General features: G+C 42.3%; 20 protein-coding genes. 12 read left to right on the top strand and 8 right to left on the bottom strand.

What is annotated here, in order from left to right:
- Positions 1-4 precede the first annotated feature (4 nt).
- Positions 5-661: a DUF4271 domain-containing protein gene (locus PHU20_RS14145; RefSeq protein WP_274826040.1), complete on the bottom strand. Its 657-nt coding sequence runs from the start codon at positions 659-661 to the stop codon at positions 5-7.
- Positions 661-2,331 carry an ArnT family glycosyltransferase gene (locus PHU20_RS14140; protein ID WP_274826039.1) on the bottom strand — a complete coding sequence of 557 codons (1,671 nt, stop codon included), beginning with the start codon at positions 2,329-2,331 and terminating at the stop codon, positions 661-663. The genes PHU20_RS14145 and PHU20_RS14140 overlap by 1 nt, the downstream gene beginning before the upstream one ends.
- 133 nt (positions 2,332-2,464) lie before the next feature.
- On the opposite strand from PHU20_RS14140, the gene PHU20_RS14135 reads away from it, so the two are divergent.
- Genes PHU20_RS14135 through PHU20_RS14125 form a run of 3 tightly spaced genes read left to right on the top strand, consistent with a single transcriptional unit; the run spans position 2,465 to position 4,961 of the window.
- Positions 2,465-3,193 carry a polyprenol monophosphomannose synthase gene (locus PHU20_RS14135; protein ID WP_274826343.1) on the top strand — a complete coding sequence of 243 codons (729 nt, stop codon included), beginning with the start codon at positions 2,465-2,467 and terminating at the stop codon, positions 3,191-3,193.
- Between the two features lie 2 nt (positions 3,194-3,195).
- Positions 3,196-4,530 (top strand): dihydroorotase, encoded by a 1,335-nt coding sequence (locus tag PHU20_RS14130; protein ID WP_274826038.1) that lies wholly within the window; start codon positions 3,196-3,198, stop codon positions 4,528-4,530.
- Positions 4,531-4,532: 2 nt separating this feature from the next.
- Complete coding sequence (locus PHU20_RS14125) at positions 4,533-4,961, top strand: DUF4296 domain-containing protein (protein WP_274826037.1); 429 nt, start codon at positions 4,533-4,535, stop codon at positions 4,959-4,961.
- Here PHU20_RS14125 and PHU20_RS14120 read toward each other — a convergent pair.
- Positions 4,942-5,949 (bottom strand): NAD-dependent epimerase/dehydratase family protein, encoded by a 1,008-nt coding sequence (locus PHU20_RS14120; RefSeq protein ID WP_274826036.1) that lies wholly within the window; start codon positions 5,947-5,949, stop codon positions 4,942-4,944. The two genes, PHU20_RS14125 and PHU20_RS14120, sit on opposite strands and share 20 nt — an antisense overlap.
- Positions 5,950-6,052: 103 nt before the next feature.
- On the opposite strand from PHU20_RS14120, the gene tyrS reads away from it, so the two are divergent.
- Positions 6,053-7,351, top strand: coding sequence for a tyrosine--tRNA ligase (gene tyrS, locus PHU20_RS14115; protein WP_274826035.1), 1,299 nt, complete (start codon positions 6,053-6,055; stop codon positions 7,349-7,351).
- Positions 7,352-7,356: 5 nt separating this feature from the next.
- On the opposite strand, the gene PHU20_RS14110 is transcribed toward tyrS, so the two are convergent.
- The 3 genes from PHU20_RS14110 to PHU20_RS14100 form a co-directional block, all read right to left on the bottom strand.
- Positions 7,357-8,337 (bottom strand): LuxE/PaaK family acyltransferase, encoded by a 981-nt coding sequence (locus tag PHU20_RS14110; RefSeq protein ID WP_274826034.1) that lies wholly within the window; start codon positions 8,335-8,337, stop codon positions 7,357-7,359.
- Positions 8,338-8,394: 57 nt separating this feature from the next.
- A complete protein-coding gene (locus PHU20_RS14105) occupies positions 8,395-8,730 on the bottom strand; it encodes a T9SS type A sorting domain-containing protein (RefSeq protein WP_274826033.1) in 336 nt (111 codons plus the stop codon).
- Between the two features lie 172 nt (positions 8,731-8,902).
- Positions 8,903-9,211 (bottom strand): T9SS type A sorting domain-containing protein, encoded by a 309-nt coding sequence (locus PHU20_RS14100; RefSeq protein WP_274826032.1) that lies wholly within the window; start codon positions 9,209-9,211, stop codon positions 8,903-8,905.
- Positions 9,212-9,463: 252 nt separating this feature from the next.
- Here PHU20_RS14100 and PHU20_RS14095 point away from each other — a divergent pair, with 252 nt between their 5' ends.
- The 5 genes from PHU20_RS14095 to PHU20_RS14075 all read left to right on the top strand — a co-directional run bounded on the left by PHU20_RS14095 (position 9,464) and on the right by PHU20_RS14075 (position 12,913).
- A complete protein-coding gene (locus PHU20_RS14095) occupies positions 9,464-10,150 on the top strand; it encodes a response regulator transcription factor (RefSeq protein ID WP_274826031.1) in 687 nt (228 codons plus the stop codon).
- Positions 10,150-11,208: a sensor histidine kinase gene (locus tag PHU20_RS14090; protein ID WP_274826030.1), complete on the top strand. Its 1,059-nt coding sequence runs from the start codon at positions 10,150-10,152 to the stop codon at positions 11,206-11,208. Before PHU20_RS14095 ends, PHU20_RS14090 begins: the two co-directional genes overlap by 1 nt.
- Positions 11,209-11,279: 71 nt before the next feature.
- Positions 11,280-11,951, top strand: a complete 672-nt coding sequence (trmB, locus tag PHU20_RS14085; protein WP_274826029.1) for a tRNA (guanosine(46)-N7)-methyltransferase TrmB — start codon at positions 11,280-11,282, stop codon at positions 11,949-11,951.
- A gap of 3 nt (positions 11,952-11,954) precedes the next feature.
- On the top strand, positions 11,955-12,584 hold the full coding sequence (locus tag PHU20_RS14080) for a LysE family translocator (protein WP_274826028.1): 630 nt from the start codon (positions 11,955-11,957) through the stop codon (positions 12,582-12,584).
- A complete protein-coding gene (locus PHU20_RS14075) occupies positions 12,581-12,913 on the top strand; it encodes an MGMT family protein (protein WP_274826027.1) in 333 nt (110 codons plus the stop codon). The genes PHU20_RS14080 and PHU20_RS14075 overlap by 4 nt, the downstream gene beginning before the upstream one ends.
- Here the strand turns inward: PHU20_RS14075 and PHU20_RS14070 are convergent, their stop codons facing one another.
- The gene (locus tag PHU20_RS14070) at positions 12,914-14,575 is read right to left on the bottom strand and encodes an amidase (RefSeq protein WP_274826026.1); all 1,662 of its coding nucleotides are present in this window, start codon (positions 14,573-14,575) and stop codon (positions 12,914-12,916) included. It abuts the gene before it with no gap.
- 229 nt (positions 14,576-14,804) lie between these two features.
- Here PHU20_RS14070 and PHU20_RS14065 point away from each other — a divergent pair, with 229 nt between their 5' ends.
- Both PHU20_RS14065 and PHU20_RS14060 read left to right on the top strand, forming a co-directional pair.
- The gene (locus PHU20_RS14065) at positions 14,805-15,941 is read left to right on the top strand and encodes an Mrp/NBP35 family ATP-binding protein (protein WP_274826025.1); all 1,137 of its coding nucleotides are present in this window, start codon (positions 14,805-14,807) and stop codon (positions 15,939-15,941) included.
- An 11-nt stretch (positions 15,942-15,952) separates the two neighbouring features.
- A complete protein-coding gene (locus PHU20_RS14060; RefSeq protein WP_274826024.1) occupies positions 15,953-16,189 on the top strand; it encodes a NifU family protein in 237 nt (78 codons plus the stop codon).
- 19 nt (positions 16,190-16,208) lie between these two features.
- On the opposite strand, the gene PHU20_RS14055 is transcribed toward PHU20_RS14060, so the two are convergent.
- Positions 16,209-17,945 carry an ABC transporter ATP-binding protein gene (locus PHU20_RS14055; RefSeq protein WP_274826023.1) on the bottom strand — a complete coding sequence of 579 codons (1,737 nt, stop codon included), beginning with the start codon at positions 17,943-17,945 and terminating at the stop codon, positions 16,209-16,211.
- Between the two features lie 162 nt (positions 17,946-18,107).
- Between PHU20_RS14055 and PHU20_RS14050 the strand changes: the two genes are divergently transcribed.
- Complete coding sequence (locus PHU20_RS14050) at positions 18,108-19,148, top strand: TPM domain-containing protein (protein ID WP_274826022.1); 1,041 nt, start codon at positions 18,108-18,110, stop codon at positions 19,146-19,148.
- Positions 19,149-19,179 lie beyond the last annotated feature (31 nt).

Here is a 19,179-nt window from a genome sequence, read left to right as displayed (position 1 = left end):
AATCCTAATTTTTTAAGTAGCTCCCAATGAGGATTAACGGAGCAATTTCAAGAGCGCAAAGGTACAAAATAAAATAGAAAAAATGGCTTGATATCAAATTTTGATAATTACGTAAAATGGTGACCCAACCAATGAGATTCACCACTATTATTAGGAAGATTGTTGTGTAAACAACAGGTTTTGAGTCGATAAGGATATAGGTGATGATGATATTGGCCATGAACATGATCATGCCGCTATAGTTGAAATAAGATAATTTTTTGAAAACGACATCGGTGATCATATTTTGGACGCCAAAAATATAGCCGTTGCCCAACTGCATCCCTAATTTTAAAAACAGATAGAGGATGATCGCACCGATGATCCATAAAAAAGGCAATGACCTCGACACGGAATCGGTCGCACTGAAAATATGTAGGATCAGGTAAATAAAAATGGAGAAATTGATAATCAGGAACATACCCCAAAAAAGGTTGAACCAATTCACGAGTTTTTCCTTTTTGTTATACATAAAAATGTATTTGTTGTTAAAAGGTAAAATGATGAAATTGAGAAACCTGGGGTAAAAATATCTTTTGGCTACCGCTAGGAACAAAAGGCTGATGGTAACCAGTATGGTTATCCAATCATTTGTTGCGATGTTCCTTAATACGGCTTCCATTATTCCTCCAATTTAATGGTTTTACTGTTCAAACCATGCCGCAGATTGTTTTCCGAAATGACGATCCTAAAAAATTTGGGCGTATCGGTCGTTTTGGGCTTTGGTAGTTTAAACGTGAAAAGCGTGGAATCATTGGGTGCCAACCGGTTCGTTTCCCGTTCTACAGGGGATAATTCTACAGGGACCAATTCCATGAATTGCTTTGAGCCATTTAGATAGGCCACGGCAAACTTTAGTTTTTTCAACGGGATGTCCCGATCATATGGATTATGGACCTTCACTGGATGGACCGTGTCATCCAATCTAAATTTTTCGTCCTCAACGATACATCGTAATTTTCTGAACGACTCAAAGTCATCTATATAAATACCAGAGTAAACACTACCACTGGCCAAGGGGAAGGCCTCTTTGTTGTTGCCGAGGTATTTGGAAACATAAAGGACTCTCTTGTGCTGTACCGCTTCCTCTGAATTATCAATTGAATATTGGTTCTGGCGGTAAAATACATTGTTCAGCGAAAACGAGGTTTTCCCGGTATAAAACGCATACATGGGTGCATTGCGGTATGAATTTTCAAAGACCACGGGGCTATCCCCTGCCATTGAACCGATCATGTTCATCCATTCGTTATTACCGTGGGATTCATATTTTACGGGAAATAAGGGTTCATAGATCAACCCGACCCTAAGGACAAGGATTATGACAATGTTCGTGATGCCAAGTCTAAACAGCCATTTGCGTATATTTTCATTTTCCAGCATATAGTTATAGACGATGATGGCCATCGGTATGGAAACGACGATGATCCATTGGGTCTGTACACGTCTGTTGAAACTCGATATAAAAAAGAAAATCAAGACCCCATAAGTTAAATATAGCAGGGCCTTTGTAAAAAGGTCCTTTGACCTACTTTTGATCAAGGCGTAATACACAAAGGGGAATGTGAGGCCAAAAATCGCTATCAGGTTCACAAAATACCCCAAAGTATATTTATTGAAATTATACGGGGCATTGGGGCGCTCAAAAAGGTGGTATTTTATCGATACGAAGTCATGGTCATACAACCATAAAAAATGGGGGGTATAACACAATAAGGCAATGATGACGGCAAGCCAGGCATATTTATTGACGACCAATCTGAGGTTCGAGAGTAGTGTGAATAAAATCACCAGGGCAGCATGGTATTTGCTATACATCAATGCGGCCATTACAATGCCCAGGAAAATGGAAAGTACAAGGGATGGCTTTTCCAAAAATCGTTTGTAGATCAACAGGAACAGTGCGGTAAAAAAGAGTAAAGGGGTGTCAGGGAGGGTAAAGAAACCATACGCATTGAGTAGGGTCATTGAAAATACCAAAGCAAAGAAATGGGGGACATACTTTTTCTTGACAGGATTGTCTATGGCCAACCACAATAGGATGAACGTTCCGGCAGATAATAGGCAACTGACAAAACGGACCCCTAATTCACCATCGAAGAAAAAACTACCCACTTTGACCATCAAGGCGACCATGGGTGGGTGGTCAAAATACCCCCAAGCCAGGTTTTTTGCATAATGCCAATAATATGCCTCATCAAAAATGAGTCCGGTAAAATGGGCCTGTAAAAGGTTCAAGACCAATATGGCGCCCAATAGGAAAAGAAAAATTCTGGGTAATTTCAAAGACATTGACGAATGTTGGTTTAGCCGCAAAATTACGGATTTTAGGTGGTATCCAAAGATTAAAAAAAATGATAAATAGAAGGTACAAACGCTTCGACAGCTTATAAAATAGTATTTTTGTGGAAATTGAATGAAGATTATGGCAGGTAGTTTGGTCATTATTCCCACCTATAACGAGATTGAGAATATCGACGCCATCATTAGGGCTGTTTTAACGTTAAAGAAAAATTTTCATGTACTTATCGTAGATGATAATTCCCCCGACGGCACTGCCTCCCATGCGATGACGATGCAAAAGGAGTTCCCGGATCGATTGTTTGTGGAGGTCCGTCATGAAAAATCAGGATTGGGCACGGCATATATACATGGATTTAAATGGGCGATTGCCCATGGGTATGATTATATTTTTGAGATGGATGCGGATTTCTCCCACAACCCGACCGATCTTTTAAGGTTGCATAAGGCTTGTGAAAACGGAGCCGATGTCGCCGTGGGTTCCCGCTATAAAAAAGGGGTCAATGTGGTCGACTGGCCTTTGCACCGTATTCTGTTGTCCTATGGCGCGTCTTTTTATGTAAAGTTGATCACCGGCATGAAAGTGCATGACCCTACAGCCGGTTTTGTCTGTTACAAAAGACATGTTCTGGAAAATATTGAGTTGGATTCCGTGCGTTTCGTGGGGTATGCTTTTCAAATTGAAATGAAGTTCAGGGCCTATTTGAAAAAATATAAAATAGAAGAAGTGTCGATTATTTTCAAGGATAGGGAAAAGGGAAAATCGAAAATGAGTTCTTCGATTATCAGTGAAGCCGTTTTCGGGGTATTGAAAATGAAGTTAAAAAGTATTTTCCAAAAAAATAAATTCTGATTATGGGAAGGGTACTGATCAAAAATGTCAATATCGTCAATGAGAATAGGGTGTTCGAATCCGATGTGTTGCTCGATGGTGAATCGATCGTGAAAATAGACCGATCCATTAGTGATCCAATGGCCAAAACCATCGACGCCAATGGGCGTTACTTGCTCCCCGGTATTATTGATGATCAAGTGCATTTCCGGGAACCCGGTTTAACGCATAAAGGCGATATCGCCTCGGAAAGTAGGGCGGCGGTCGCTGGGGGCATTACTTCCTTTATGGAGCAACCCAACACCGTGCCACAAACAACGACTATAGACAAATTGGAAGAAAAGTTCGCGCGGGCCGCGGAAACTTCCTTTGCGAATTATTCGTTCTTGTTTGGTGGTACCAATGATAATCTGGAAGAAATAAAACGTCTGGACAAAAATGCCTGTTCCGGTGTAAAGCTCTTTTTGGGTTCTTCCACCGGGAATATGTTGGTCGATGATGAGGCGGTCATTGAAAAGATATTCAGGAATACCGAAATGGTAATATCGGCCCATTGTGAGGATGAAACGACCATAAAACGGAATTTGGCCCATTATAAAGAAAAGTACGGTGACGATATTCCCGTAAAATACCATCCGTTGATCCGCAGTGCAGAAGCCTGTTACCTTTCTTCCTCAAAAGCAATTGCCCTAGCGCGGAAAACGGGGGCAAGGTTCCATGTTTTCCATTTGTCAACGGGAATTGAAACCGATCTGTTCCGCAATGACATTCCGTTGGAGGAAAAGAAGATTACGGCAGAAGTATGTATCCATCATCTTTGGTTCTCAGATGTTGATTATGAATCCAAGGGTACGTTGATCAAATGGAATCCGGCCGTAAAGACAGGTGGGGATCGAAGTAAACTTTGGGAAGCCTTGTTGGATGACCGAATTGATGTTATCGCCACCGATCACGCGCCCCATACCCTTGAGGAAAAGGACAATGTTTACACCCAAGCCCCTTCAGGAGGGCCCTTGGTTCAGCATGCACTGCCCGCCATGCTTCAGAAATACCATGAAGGGGTGATTTCTTTGGAAAAACTAGTGGAGAAAATGTGCCATAATCCGGCGAAATTATTCCAAATAGAAAAAAGGGGTTTTATACGGGAAGGGTATTATGCCGATTTGGTGCTTGTTGATCTAAATGACCCTTGGCAGGTTTCTAAAAGCAATATTGCCTACAAATGTGGTTGGTCCCCTTTTGAGGAAACCGTTTTTAAATCAAAAGTAACCCATACCTTCGTAAACGGTCATTTGGCTTATGAAGAAGGGAAGTTTCCGGGTGGAAGAAATGCAAAACGCTTAACTTTCAATAGATAATAATGAAGAAGTTTGTTGCCGTTATTTTCGTTTTGGCCCTGCTTTCGTGTGGTGGGAAGTTGATCGAGAAACCCGATAATTTAATTCCTAAAGATCAAATGGTGGGTATTTTGAACGATCTCGCCATAATGAACGCGGCAAATAACGCCAATGCCAGTAAATTGGAAGAAAATAATATCGACCCTACAAACTTCGTTTTCGAGAAATATGGAATAGACAGTCTTCAATTTGTGTCAAGTGATACCTATTACGCTTCCATGCCCAAGGAATATGAAGAAATATATACAGAGGTAGAAGCTTTGCTCGAATTGGAGAAAGAACGCATTACCGAAGAAAAGAGAATACAGGACAGCTTACTTTTACAGAGCAAGACAAAGAAAAGCCCGGTAAAAAACCGCGAGCCAAAAAAGGCTACCGATACGCTTCCTTGAAAATTTTGGAACAGAACTTTATGGTTTCATTCAAATCTTCGAACTGGATACCTAGCGTTTCGATTATTTTCCGATTGTCATAGATTTCGGTATGCTTCAAGGATTTAATCGTTTTTTGGGTAATCCTTCTTTTGCTTCCGGTCAATAAGTTGCTAATGAAATCCAGAAATCGGAACAAGCGTAGGTGCCATGGGCGTAACATTTTCGAAGGTACTTTTTTTCCTAGGGCTTTGGCCAATCGGGTCAGTACCTCTTTGTAGGTCAAGTTTTCCGAAACCGCAATGAACCGTTGGCTGAATATATCCGATTGCATAAGTCCGACCATGATTTTGACCACATCGTTTACCGCAATAAAACCGGTGCCACCCGTTGGGTAGTAATCCCTTCCCTTATGGGCCGTGGCAAATAGCTTTCCACTGCCTTGTTCCCAGAAACCGGGCCCAATGATCACCCCGGGATTGACGATGACGACCTGCAGCCCTTCTTGGGACCCCCGCCAAACTTCCATTTCGGCACTGTACTTCGTTAGGGCGTAGACATTTGCATCATGGCCTGCCCATTCATTGTTTTCGTTGGCTTTTCGGTCCTTCTTGCTTTTTCCGATGGCCGCGATGGTGCTTACATAACAGAGTTTCTTCACGGAATTCGAAAGACAAAGATTTACGATGTTGGCCGTACCCTGGGCATTTGTCTTTTTAAGCTTGTAGTAATCCTTTGGGTCAAATGAGATGAATGCTGCGGCATGATAGACGTATTCCACGTTTTCAAAGGCGATCTGTAAGGCGGGAATATCATTGATATCGGCTTTGACCCATTCTATTTTATCGTAAAGTTTAGAAGCCTTATCGGTATAATAGGAAAAGACTTTTTCCACTTTGGCAAGAGGGCTGCCTTCCCTGTAAGTTGCGCGTACTTTCGTATTGTTTTGGAGCAAATGCAACAAAAGATGCGCCCCGACCAAACCTGTACCTCCAGTTACCAAAACCATGGCCCAAATTTAGGCAAATGATGCCTAATAAAACCAATTTCAAATGGGGAAAGGCAATGTAATTCCTTTTATATTTGCAGCTGTTATCAAAATAAATCTTGAAATGCGCACAAATTTCGTCGAAGAACTAAGATGGAGGGGGATGTTACATGATGCCATGCCCGGGACCGAAGAACATTTAATGACCGGAATGCAATCGGCCTACGTTGGTATTGATCCAACTGCCGATTCTCTGCATATAGGGCACTTGGTAAGTGTAATGATGCTACGCCACTTTCAATTGGCGGGCCATAAGCCCTATGCCTTGTTGGGCGGTGCTACGGGTATGATCGGTGATCCATCGGGTAAATCGCAAGAACGGAACCTTTTGGATGAGGAAACATTGCGGGCAAACCAAGAGGCCTTAAAAGCGCAGTTGAGCAAGTTTTTGGATTTTGACGGTCAATCGGAAAATGCGGCCATCCTGGTCAATAATTACGATTGGATGAAAGACTTTTCGTTCTTGGAATTCATCAGGGACGTAGGTAAACATATTACCGTAAATTATATGATGGCCAAGGACTCGGTCAAAAAACGGTTGTCGAGTGAATCCAAAGAGGGTATGTCTTTTACGGAATTCACCTATCAGTTGGTACAGGGGTATGATTTTCTCCATCTCTACCAACATGAAAATTGTACCCTTCAAATGGGCGGAAGTGACCAATGGGGGAATATTACCACAGGTACCGAGCTTATCCGAAGGATCGGTGGTGGTAAGGGATATGCCCTGACCTGTCCTTTGATTACCAAGGCCGATGGAACCAAATTCGGAAAAACCGAGGGCGGTAATGTTTGGTTGGATCCCGAGAGGACTTCCCCTTATAAATTCTATCAGTACTGGTTGAATACTTCTGATGAAGATGCCGCAAAATATATTAAGATATTTACTTTTTTGGGCAAGGATGAGATTGATGGGTTGATCGGGGAACATGGGGAGGCACCGCATTTAAGAATCCTTCAAAAACGATTGGCCGATGAGATTACCGTTATGGTACATTCCCAGGAAGATTTGGATAATGCCAAAAAGGCCAGTAACATCCTCTTTGGAAAATCAACTTCGGAAGATTTGAAAGGTTTGGGCGAGAAGACTTTTTTAGATGTTTTTGATGGGGTTCCCCAGGCCAATATTCCCATGTCCGAATTGGAAAGCGGATTGGATATGATCGGGGCCTTGGCGGCTAAAACCGGATTTTTGGGGTCGAACGGTGAAGCTCGAAGGGAATTGAAACAAAACTCGATTTCTGTAAATAAGGAAAAAGTCAAGGAAGATTACCTGATTACCACAAATGATCTGATCAACGACAAATTCGTACTCTTACAGCGCGGCAAAAAGAATTACTTTGTGATAATTGCAGGGGAATAGGTCCCCTATATGACCATGAGGTTGCAACCCCGAATATCGGAGTTGTCAAAACGACCGAGTATTTCAAAACGACCGTCTTCATGTTCCTTGCCCAGATCTTGGGTGGCGATAAAAGAACAGGAGTTGATGTTGGCCAGGTCGATAACGTTAATGCCTCCCGTTTTTCCATAAGTGAGATAACTCAGGGGGTCTTCGGTATCGCGTATTAAAAGCTTCATCCAAGGAGGGGTGTTGAAAATACCATTCCCTTTGGAGTAGGCCTGTGAGAGCAATTCGGTCATTCCGTATTCAGAATGGATGGCAGTGACGCCGAAACCCCGTTTTAGGATATCATGGAGTTCCTCCCGAATCAATTCCTTTCGGCGGCCTTTCATTCCACCGGTTTCCATGATAATGGTGTTTTTTAGTTGTAAGGGGTGTTTTTCGACCAAATCCAATAAAGCAAAGGAAACCCCAATAAGAAGTGTCTTTTTTCCCTCGGCATCCAAACGTTCGAGGGTTTGGGCGAGGACATCCATTTCATCCAAATAAAAACCACTTTCGGGATGTTGGCTTTTATCGATCAGGGCATTGACCATATAGATCAAGGAAGACCCGCTGCGTTCCAAATAGGAAGGTAGTAAGGCTAAAATACAATATTGGGATGCTTCGCCATAAAAATGGGTAAAGCCTTTGTGAAAACTTCGTTCGTATACGTCCAAATCGCTTACGTAATGTTTGCTTGTGGTTTGCCCCGTCGTACCACTGCTTGAGAAGACAATGTGCTCCTTGACCGTGGTGGAAACCACTTTTTTTGTCTTGAAAAAGTCAATGGGTAAAAAGGGAATTTGCTCCAGTCCACGTACATTTGATCCGGATTTACCCAAATAGTGGCAGAATTCCTTGTATACAGGGTTGTTCTTCAGTTGAAACCTGAAGATGTCCAAGGCCATGCGTTCGAACTCCTCCTCGGAGGCGATATTGAATATTTGTGTAGTGTCGATCATTGTATTCCCAATGGCAAAGGTAATGATACGACAAATTGGTTTGTTCTAAAAAGGGGCTTATTTTACGACCAATTTTCGGGTAATGGTATGGTTGTTCTCTGTCACCTGCAGTACATACACCCCGGGAATGAGTCTGGAAATGTTCAATTGGGTCTGTAAGATACGGTCGGTCAAAACCACTTTGCCAAAAACGTCATACACAACGATTTCCTTTCGGGCATTTTTTGCGGTGCTGATATGTACGACATTGTCATAGGCCGGGTTGGGGTAAAGTTTAAATCCGGGGATCTCACCGTTTCGTACAACCGTGTGATCCATTGAATGCGGTATGGGTTCTTGGGCAAAAAACACGAAAGACGATATTATGAATAGGATGAAGTAGCTTTTTTTCATGGTATTGATTTGGGATCAACAGCATAAAGATACTTAAAGTGAAAACCCTTAAATTGAAAATGTTGTGAAAAACGATTAATTGTAGGTCAATAAACCAAAGCGTGTATTTTGTCGATGAATTGAATCCTTTGGCGTAAGGGAGGTGTTGGGTTGGATAAGGAAGGTCAAATAACTATTTAACTATCAGCTTTCTAGTGGCTACTTTGTCTTTTTGGTACACGCGGAGCACATATACCCCAGCGTCCAATTCGGAGACATTCAATTCTTCCCTGAGCAGGGTGGTTTGCATGACCTGGGTCCCCAATACATCATAAATATGGATTTTTTTAGGGGCTTTGGTTTCGGTGATGATGTAGACCTTTCCATTTGTGACAGGGTTGGGATATAATTTAAATTCCATAATATCCCCATTCGGCTTTACATCCTGCGCAAAACCCAACGTAATAAAAAGAAAAAAGAATGCAAAGTAGAGTTTCTCCATATAGGTTCAATTGCAAACCGTGTGCCACAAATATAATAATATATGTATTCGATGGTCGGAACAGGGATCCGATTACGTCAAAAGATCGATGAAATGCATAAGGTCATGGTCGTCAATTAACAAATCGTTACCGGGAGTAAGCTTAAATGTTATGTTAATGTTACCAATATATACTTTTCTTAAGTCTTTCATTCTATTAATATTATCTTTACTTTTTGTATATAAATTGTACGTATAGAATTTAACGTAGAGATGAAAAAGAAAGATCTGAAAATACTACTGATTGATGATGAACCGGATATTCTTGAAATAGTCGGCTACAACCTGAGTTCCGAAGGGTATCAGGTTTTTACCGCTGCGAATGGGGTTGAGGGTGTGGCCTTGGCCAAGAAGAAAATACCGCATTTGATAATCTTGGATGTAATGATGCCTGAAATGGACGGTATTGAGGCCTGTAGTATAATCCGTAAAAGTCCAGGTCTGGAAAATACGATCATAACCTTTCTTACGGCCCGTGGAGAGGATTATTCCCAGTTGGCGGGTTTTGATGCCGGTGCCGATGATTATATCACCAAACCCATTAAACCGAAAGTATTGGTGAGTAAGGTGAAGGCGCTCCTGAGAAGGTTCAAGGAAGAGGCTTCGGTAGCTGAGGAAATCTTTAAGGTCGGGGGTATCGAGATCAATAGGGAAGAATATAAAATCGTAAATGATGGCCAGGAAATTATCCTGCCCAGAAAAGAGTTCGAATTATTGTCCTTGTTGACCTCCAAACCCAATAAGGTTTTTAAGCGAGAGGTGATCTTGAATAAGGTATGGGGCAGTGAAGTGGTTGTAGGTGGGCGTACCATAGACGTGCATATTAGAAAATTGCGTGAAAAAATCGGGGACGAACACTTTAAGACCGTTAAAGGCGTAGGCTATAAGTTTGTGCTATAATGGCTGCCGATATAAAAAAATCCTATCGATTTGCATTAAGGTCGTCATTTTTCATCACCATCTGTACTACCTTGGTATTCATGGGGCTGTTTTGGTACCTGGGTATGAACATCAATTCAATGAATGTCCTATCGTGCCTGGTTTTCATACCATTGATATTTATAATTTCATTCATCGTCTTGCAATTGGGAATCGAAAGGTTCATTTATCGGCGTATAAAAAAAATATACGATGATGTGGCCCTATTGGAATCGGCCAATTTTACCCCAGGTCCCATTACCACTGACATGAAGACGCTTACTGCGGAAATCGAAAAATTCGCCAAAGACAAAAAAATCGAAATAGAGACCTTGAATATCCGCGAAGCCTATAGAAGGGATTTCCTTGGTAATATCTCCCACGAATTAAAAACACCTCTTTTTACCGTGCAAGGTTATATTTTAACCTTGTTAGACGGGGCAATGGAAGATAAAAGAATACGGAGGAAATATTTGCAGAGGGCCAATAAAGGGGTCGAACGCCTTATTTATATTGTTAGGGATCTTGATATGATCACCAAACTTGAAGTTGGGGATTTAAATTTGGAGTTGGTGGAATTCGATATCATTGAGCTCATTCAAAATGTCTTTGACATGTTTGAGATGAAGGCCGAAAAAAAGAAGATCGTCCTAACCTTTGATATGAAATATGAAAACCCCATTATGGTCAGGGCAGACCGCGATAAGATACAACAGGTGTTGACCAATTTAGTGGTAAACTCCATAAAATATGGCCAGGAACATGGCACCACGGAGGTAAGTGTCGAGAATTTGATCAAAAACAAGGTCATTGTCCGTGTCACCGATAATGGGGAAGGGATCGCCCCCCATCATATCCCACGATTGTTCGAACGATTTTACCGGGTAGATCAAAGTGGTAGCCGGGCAGAAGGGGGTTCGGGTTTGGGCCTAGCCATTGTGAAACATATAATTGAGGCGCATGGTGAGAAAATTTATGTGGAGAGTACAGAGGGTGTAGGATCGGAGTTTTCATTCACCATGGAGAAAAGCCAATCTTAAAACAAGGCATAAGATGGTCTTCCCAAATAGGATTTTATTAGATTTGCCGCTGGATTAAATTTTAAGATGCTGTGGGGAGCAAAAACAAGCTAAAAAGATTCAGGGAAAATGAGACATTCAAGAATGTGGTTCAGCCCAGTCGTAAAGAAATAGAGGAAAAAACCTTTCCGCTTAAAGACCATTGGAACACCCATTTCGGGAATGACAACCCAATCGTACTTGAGTTGGGCTGTGGTAAAGGGGAGTATACCTTGGGATTGGCTCGTATGTACCCCGATAAAAATTTTATCGGAATCGATATTAAAGGGGCCCGTTTGTGGAGGGGTGCCAAGACCGCTTTGGAAGACGGTATGGGAAATGTGGCGTTTCTAAGGACCCAAATAGAACTTATAGATCGGATTTTCGGTAAAAATGAAGTAGCCGAAATTTGGATTACCTTCCCTGATCCCCAAATAAAATACAAGCGTACGAAGCATAGGATGACCAATGAGGTATTCCTGGAAAAGTATTCCCTGATACTTGCAGCCAAAGGTCTTGTACATTTAAAGACCGATAGTGAGTTTATGCACGGGTATACTTTGGGCCTTTTGCACGGGACGGGTAGGGAGGTAATCTATGCGAACCACGATGTATATAAAAATGAAGGTAGTCCAAAGGAAGTTTTATCCATACAAACTTTCTATGAAAAGCAGTATCTTGAGCAAGGAAAACCAATCACCTATATCAAGTTTAGGATAAACTAGCCCATGCAACATCTTCCTTTTCTCTTTTTTGCAACATTTTCTGCTGCCTTTATCGCAACCGTACCTCCCGGACTGTTGAATATGAATGCCGCAAAGACCAGTGTTGAGAAAGGGAAATTGAATGGTTTGATCTTTAGTCTCGGGGTTTCGACCATGATCATGTTGCAGGCAGTGGTAGCGGTTTATATTTCCAAGTATTTACATAGGAACCCATCCGTGGTCGAGGTCTTGCTTAAGATCGCAGTGCTTGTATTCGCTTTTTTGGCCATCTATTTTTTTATGATCGCCAGAAACAATAAAGAGAAGATCGTAAAGCAGGTTAACATCAGTAAAAGGAACAGTTTTTACAAAGGGATGTTCATGGCAGCCATAAACTTGCTGACCATTCCTTACTATAGTGGTCTCAATATCATGTGGAAGGCCTCCGGTTGGATAAAATTCGAAGTCTGGGATATTTTGGTTTTTGTTTTGGCCGCCGGAGGTGGTACTTTCTCGGTCCTGTATATGTATACGGTCTATTTCAATAAATTGGAAAACAAGACTGACCGGTTTTCAAAGAATTCCAATTATATTCTAAGTGCTTTGATGGTAATACTCCTATTGATCACCATTTATAGGATTTTTAACCGATGACAACTGACAATACCAATTTTTTTCAAAAGGTATATGAGGTGGCAAAACGCATCCCTTATGGTAGGGTTACCTCATATGGGGCCATTGCCAAATACCTTGGTGCGGCCCGAAGTGCCCGAATGGTGGGTTGGGCAATGAACGGATCCCATAACATGCCCGATGTACCCGCGCATCGGGTCGTGAACAAAATAGGACTATTGACCGGGAAGCATCATTTTGATGGGACGACCCTAATGCAACAACTTCTCGAAAGTGAAGGCATTGAGGTAATCGACAACCAGATCGTCAATTTTGAGAAACATTTCTGGGATCCCGGAAAAGAGCTTTGATCAATACCCTGGAGGGTGCATTTCATCAAATGCTGTCTGCTCTTGGAAAGCCTTCGCCAAAAGCAGGATGCTGGCTTCATCATACAAGTTGCCGATGAATGTCATGCTTGTAGGATGGGTTTTTTTATCGAGCCCTGTAGGAATGGCAATGGCAGGGTGCCCCGTTAAATTGGTTGCCAAAAGTTGGTCATTCCCAAAGGAAGGTGAAATGAGCACATCGTAATCTTTCAACAAATCCTGCATTTTTTGCATCAGTACTTGGCGCTGCCTATTGGCCTGTAGGTATTCCACGGCAGGGATGAACCTACTTTGTCTTAGGGAATTCGCCCTGGATTTTTGGTCCTGTTCAACCATAATGTCGACTTCCCCTGAACGTACGAGTTCATCAAAAAAAGCACCTGCCTCAGCCCTTAGGATAATATCAAAGCCTTTGTAAGGCACATCTTTCGGCATTTTGACCGCTATGGGGGCAATACCCATTCCCTCTAGGGTTTTAAGGGCTTTTCTTAAGTTATCGCCAGTATCCGAAGTATCTTTCTCAATATCCTCTTTTAAATAAGCTACTTTTAGGCCGGTAATGTCTTTTTTCCAATCGACACCAAAAGAAAGTTCCTTTGTGGTAAGGTCTTTTTCATCCTTTCCTTGAATAACCGATAGGACAATGGAACAGTCTTCAGCATTTCTGGCCAAAGGTCCGACCTTATCCATCGACCAACTCAGGCTCATTACACCATGGCGGCTGACCCTGCCATAGGTCGGTCTTAGTCCGGTTACCCCATTTCGGGTACTGGGTGAGGTAATCGATCCCAATGTTTCGGTTCCCAAAGCAAAGGGAACAAGGCCGGCTGAGGTAGCCGAACCCGAACCGGCCGAAGAACCGGAGGCACCTTGGGATAGATCCCACGGATTTTTGGTTTTACCGCCGAACCAAACATCGCCCCTAGCCAAGGCTCCCGACACCAGTTTGGATACGAGTATGGCCCCGGCATCTTCCAATTTTTTTATTACCGTAGCCGTCTCGTCGATGACTTGGTCTTTATACGGTGCCGATCCCCAGGTGGTCGGGTAGCCGGGTACAGCCATCAAATCTTTGGTGCCGTAGGGGATACCGTGGAGGATACCACGGTATTTCCCATTTTTGATTTCTTCATCCGCCCGTTTGGCCTGAACCAAGGCAAGGCTATCGGTAATGGTAATGCTACATTGTAAGGTGGGTTGGTATTTTTTTAACCGGGCCAAGAAAAATTCGGTCAACTCGGTTGCCGTAATTTTGCGGTATTTGATCAAGGATGCCAATTTGGGAATGGTGTAAAAGGCCAAATCGTCATAATTTTCAGGTATTTCTACACCTTCAGGAATGGTCCAGTCGCTGCTTATTTGCTGCTCCCGAAATTCAAAACCAAAAGGGATCGGGTCAAAACGTACGGCTGGAAACACGTCGTTGGCCAAAGGATAATTTCGCAAGGTGTCAAAACCCGATCGGTTTCTTTTCAGATAGGGGTAAAGGGTGTCGATGTCCTTTTTGGAAAAATCGAGGCCGATCAGTTTTTCAGATTTTATAAGATCGTTTTTTGTAAAGTTCTGCTTATTCGAAGAACATGAAAACCAGAGTAAGGATAAGGATAAGAATACAAATGGGGGAAATTTGGTTTTGCGGGTCATAAAGTTCGGTACTATTAGGTATGAGCATACTAAGCTACATTTTTTCGGGTAAAATGGGCTGCCGGAGTTGTATTTTTGAGGTTGTACATATTTTTTCGATAAAACATTGTCGCATTCATAATTTTTGAATGCCAGACTTCTCGAAATTCAATTTTCCAACTTCTTAATCTAACCGCAATACCGTATCTTTGTTGTTTAGCATGAATTTATTATAAGAACGATAATCGCTATGAAATTGAACAAACAAGATATCTTGAAAGCCTTAGGGCATATTACGGTTCCGGGAGAAGGAAAGAACATGGTAGAGAGTGGTGCCGTTAAGAATGTACAGGTATTCGGTGATGAGGTCGAAATCGATATTACCATAAGCAATCCCAGTCTTCAGGCACGTAAAAAAACCGAAGTCGAGATCCTCAAGATCATCCATCAAGAAGTATACGAAAAGGCGAAAATAAAAGTAAACCTTAAGGTCGATGCCCCTGCGAACCCCAAGGTGAATGAAATCAAAGGCAAACCGATTCCCGGAATCCAGAATATCATTGCTGTGGCCTCCGGTAAAGGAGGGGTCGGTAAATCCACGGTAACCGCGAATTTAGCGGTTACCCTATCAAAAATGGGTTTTAAAGTAGGATTGTTGGATGCTGATATTTACGGACCTTCGATGCCTATGATGTTCGATGTGGCCCATGAAAAACCTTTGGCCGTAACCATCGATGGCAAGTCAAAAATGAAACCGGTAGAGAACTATGGGGTACAATTATTGTCCATAGGGTTTTTTACCGATGCCAATCAGGCAGTGATTTGGAGGGGACCCATGGCTGCCAAGGCGCTCAATCAAATGATCTTCGATGCCCATTGGGGCAACCTTGATTTCTTGTTGATCGATTTGCCTCCGGGAACCGGGGATATCCACCTGAGCATTATGCAGGCCATGCCGGTAACAGGGGCAGTGGTCGTCAGTACGCCCCAAGAGGTGGCGCTTGCCGATGCCCGAAAAGGGGTGGCGATGTTCCAACAAGAGTCGATTAACGTACCTGTATTGGGAGTCGTAGAGAATATGGCTTACTTTACACCTGCTGAATTACCGGATAACAAATATTATATCTTTGGAAAGGAAGGGGCCAAAAATATGGCGGAAGACTTAAAGGTTCCTTTTTTAGGGGAAGTACCATTGGTGCAGAGCATTCGGGAAGCCGGTGATGTAGGTCGTCCGGCCGCATTACAGGAGTCCTCCCCCATTGCAACCGCATTTGAGGATATTACCAAGAACGCTGTTCAGGAACTGGTAAATAGAAATGAAAATCTGCCTCCTACCGAGGCCATAAAAATTACAACCATGGCCGGTTGTTCTACTGTTAATAAGTAATGCCTGTAAATATGGATGACATAAGGACCAATATTGAGAAAGCCTTGGAGGAAATACGTCCTTTCCTTCAAAGTGATGGGGGAGACATAGAATTGATTTCCATAGATAAAAACGATACCTCGGTCAAAGTAAGGTTACAAGGGGCCTGTGTGGGCTGTAGTGTAAACCAGATGACCTTAAAGAGCGGGGTAGAGATGACCATAAAAAAATATGCACCTCAAATCGAGGAGGTCATAAACATAGAATAAGGTAACGTATAGTTCCTTATTAAATCCTTGCTTGGTAAGTAAATAGGTTATAGTATCTTCCTTCTTTTGCTATGAGGTCGTCATGGGTACCCTGTTCGGCGATTTGTCCATTTTCTACGACCAGGATTTGATTTGCCTTTCTGATGGTACTCAATCTATGGGCAATGACAAATGTCGTACGCCCTTCGGTGAGTTTTGCCAAACTTTTTTGGATCAAGGCTTCACTCTCGGTATCCAAGTTTGAAGTGGCTTCATCCAATATCAATAGGCGCGGATTCGCCAAAACGGCCCTTGCAATGGCGATCCGTTGTCTTTGTCCGCCCGATAGTTTAATGCCACGCTCCCCGATCAATGTATTAAGACCGTCATCAAAACGATCGGTGAATTCATCGACATAGGCCGCTTTTACCGCATTTTGTAGTTCTTCTTCGGAGGCATTGGGCCTTGGGAATAATATATTCTCTCGAATAGTACCTTCAAATAGAAAATCATCCTGCAATACCACACCTAAGTGTTGGCGAAAACTGTTGAGGTCTACATGGGCCAGATCATTGCCATCGATGGTAATTTTACCGGACTGTGGATTTAGGAAACTTGCTGCCAGACCCGCAATGGTACTCTTTCCCGAGCCGGAACTCCCCACCAGTGCGACCACGGTTCCGGATTTCACCTCAAATGAGATGTTGTGCAGCACTTCCTTATCTTCTTCATACGCAAAGGAAACATCCTTAAAGGTCATATCCCCCACAACATGGTCCAAAACAATATTCCGTTGGGCCTCATCGGCTTCCGGGGTCATGTTCATTAACTCTTCCGTACGGTCTAGGCCGGCAAGGGCTTCGGTCAATTGACTACCGATATTGCTCATTTGAACTATGGGGGCGACCATGGTACCCAATAACACGGTGAACATTAATAAATCGCCTATGGTCAATTCACCCTGCATTATTTTATAACCGCCGATTCCCATGACCCCAGTGGTGGCCAAACCGATCAAAAAGGTCGAGGAGCTGGTCATAAACGCCGTTGTGGTCAAACTCTTTTTTACATTCTGGAATAATTCATCGACCCCGGCTTCGAATACCTTGTGTTCCTGTTCTTCGGCGTTGAATCCCTTTATTACCCTTATCCCCCCTAAAGTTTCGGTCAATCTTCCTTTGACCTCGGCATTTATTTTTCCGCGATTTCGGAATATGGGACGTATGATTTTAAAGGCTTTTAAGGCTATTATTCCGAAAATGGTCAATGGGATGAAGGTGAACAGGGTCATACTTGGACTTATCCTTAGCAATAAGATCAAAGACACGATGGCTGTGATTATGCCCCCGACCAGTTGAACCAACCCCGTGCCAATAAGGTTCCGAACCCCTTCAACATCGGACATTATACGGGATACCAATGCGCCCGATTTGGCATTGTCAAAGTAACTGATGGGTAATGAAAGTACTTTTTTCTGTACTTGGGCCCTTAATTCCGATATCATATATTGGGCCTGTACGCTAAGGATCTTGGTCAATAGGAAGGAGGTGACCGCCTGTACGAGAATTGCCAAAATGACTACGGTTACCAAAAGTTTAAGCATTTGCATATCATTGTTGGCAATGACATCATCGATCAAATATTTTGAGGCAACGGGGGTTACGAAACTCGCTGCCCTACTGATAACGATTAGTAAAAGACCAATGAATACGAGATTCCTTCTTGGCCAAATGATCGTTTTAAAGGCAGTTAGGATACTTACTTTCTTTTCGGGCATAGCTATTTTTTTATGTGTTTTGCCATCTCCAATCCATTTTTCCGGCAAAACGCTCGCAAGTTACTTCAATTCTAAAGATTTGAGAGAATCTAGCATAGGTTTTGATAATGATGCGGAGTATCAATAAAGGTTTTTGTATTTGAGTATCAGGATTTATATGGTATGCTTAAAAAAACAGTTTTTCTTTTTCTATTGGTTTCATTTTATTCCAATGCGCAACAGCAATTTTACGAATTACGTGACTATGTAACCGATAGTGCCGATGTATTTACTCCCGATCAAGTACTTGATTTAAATCAACGTTTATTGGATTTCGAAGAAAAAACCACAAATCAGTTCGTAGTGGTTACTATTGAAGAATTGGGTTTTGATACTATTGAATCTTATGCCAATGGTCTGTTCAATCAAAACGGAATTGGTCAGAAAGGTAAGGATAATGGATTGCTCATATTGTTTTCCGAAAGCGATAGGGAAGTGAGAATAGAGGTAGGATATGGCTTAGAACCCTATATCACAGATGCCGTTGCTTCAAGAATCATAAGAAACACTATGATCCCCAATTTCAAAGAAGGGGACTATTTTAAAGGTGTTAATGAAGCATCAAATCAACTCATGCAGTTTTTGAACGATCCCGATGCATTGGCCGAATTTAAACAGGAAATAGAGGATGGGGAGAACAAAGGCCAATTTATCAGCAATGTGTTTATGGGTATCTTCCTATTGATTTTTATTTCTGTAGGCGGATTTTTTTTCTTAAAAAGTTATAGAAATATAGTAGAAGTTTTCAGGGGTATTTTTATGGGTAAATTAGGTGTTGTACCTGGATTATTTATGCTTATTTCAGGGTCTTTTTCAAGCGTAATTGGTTTGGTCTTTGTATTGGTTCCTTTAACCGTGGTTTCTAGTATTTATGAGCCTAAACGCTTTCTCTTGGCAAAACTATTCGATGAACCTGCGGTTTTACTTTGGTTCCTAGTGCCTTTCTTTGGCATAGCCGCAATCATAGCTTTTATAAAACTTAAAATTTCCGGTAAAGAAGAATTGGGCATATCTTGGTTAAAGAATGATAAAACGTATTTTAGGAAAACATTCTCTTCTTCAGGAACGCATTCATTTAGTTCTGGCTCATCCAGTGGTAGTTCCGGTTCGTTTTCCGGTGGGGGAGGCAGTTCCGGTGGTGGCGGAGCTAGCGGAGGCTGGTAAAAATCGGTTACATTTATATTTCCTTATAAAA

The sequence above is a fragment of the Maribacter polysaccharolyticus genome (genome assembly GCF_028882255.1).
In the GTDB taxonomy this organism is placed as follows: domain Bacteria; phylum Bacteroidota; class Bacteroidia; order Flavobacteriales; family Flavobacteriaceae; genus Maribacter_A; species Maribacter_A polysaccharolyticus.
Note: the sequence above shows the minus strand (reverse complement) of the source record. Positions and strands in the feature narration are given on the sequence as shown.